Source organism: Kitasatospora sp. NPDC022856 (assembly GCF_055561235.1).
Genome location: NZ_JBVHHE010000149.1, coordinates 1 through 1,008 on the forward strand (window position 1 = coordinate 1; position 1,008 = coordinate 1,008).

Below are 1,008 nucleotides of genomic sequence, written 5' to 3' on the forward strand. Positions count from 1 at the left end.
GCCGGCCTGATGACGGTGCTGGTCCTGGCCAAGTACCACTTCAACCTCTCCAGCATGCTCGGCGCCGCCGCGGACGCCGGCGGCAAGGGCGCCGCGTTCCTCGAACCGGGGCTGAAGTACGGCGCCACCGGCACCAGCAAACTGGACTTCCTCAGCCTGGGGATCGCGCTGGTGCTCGGCACCGCCGGTCTGCCGCACATCCTGGTCCGCTTCTACACCGTGCCCACCGCCCGGGTCGCCCGCAAGTCCGTGCTCTGGGCGATCGGCATCATCGGCGGCTTCTACCTGATGACCCTGGTGCTGGGCTTCGGCGCCGCCGCCCTGCTCGGCCCGAAGACCATCAAGGCCTCCAACCCGGCCGGCAACACCGCCGCGCCGCTGCTCGCCGAGTACCTGGGGGGTGGGGCCGGCTCCACCGGCGGCGCGATCCTGCTCGCCGTCATCTCCGCGGTGGCCTTCGCCACCATCCTCGCCGTGGTCGCCGGACTCACCCTCGCCTCCTCCGCCTCCTTCGCCCATGACCTGTACGCCAACGTCATCCGTCGCGGCAGGGCGAGCGAGAAGGAGGAGGTCCGCTCGGCGAAGTGGGCCGCCGTCGGGATCGGCGCCGTCGCCATCGTGCTCTCCCTCTTCGCCGGGAAGCTGAACACCGCCGCCCTGGTCGCGCTGGCCTTCGCGGTCGCCGCCTCCGCCAACCTGCCCACCCTGCTCTACTCACTGTTCTGGAAGCGCTTCAACACCGCCGGCGCGGTCACCTCGGTCTACGCCGGCCTGATCAGCTCCGTCCTGCTGGTGGTCTTCTCCACCGTCGTCTCCGGCAAGGCCACCTCCCTGCTCCCGCACTCCGACTTCCACTGGTTCCCGCTGGAGAACCCCGGCCTGGTCTCCATCCCGATCGGCTTCCTCGCCGGCGCCATCGCCACCCTGCTCTCCAAGGAGAAGGCGAACCCCGCCAAGTACGCCGAACTCGAGGTCCGCTCCCTGACCGGACTCGGCGCCCACTGACCC

1 protein-coding gene is annotated in these 1,008 nt (G+C 70.5%); it reads left to right on the top strand.

The window, feature by feature from the left end; genetic code table 11:
- Nucleotides 1-1,005, top strand: a 1,005-nt coding sequence (locus ACZ34W_RS38760) for a solute symporter family protein (RefSeq protein WP_465611221.1), incomplete at its 5' end; no start/stop codon positions are given.
- Nucleotides 1,006-1,008: the final 3 nt, after the last annotated feature.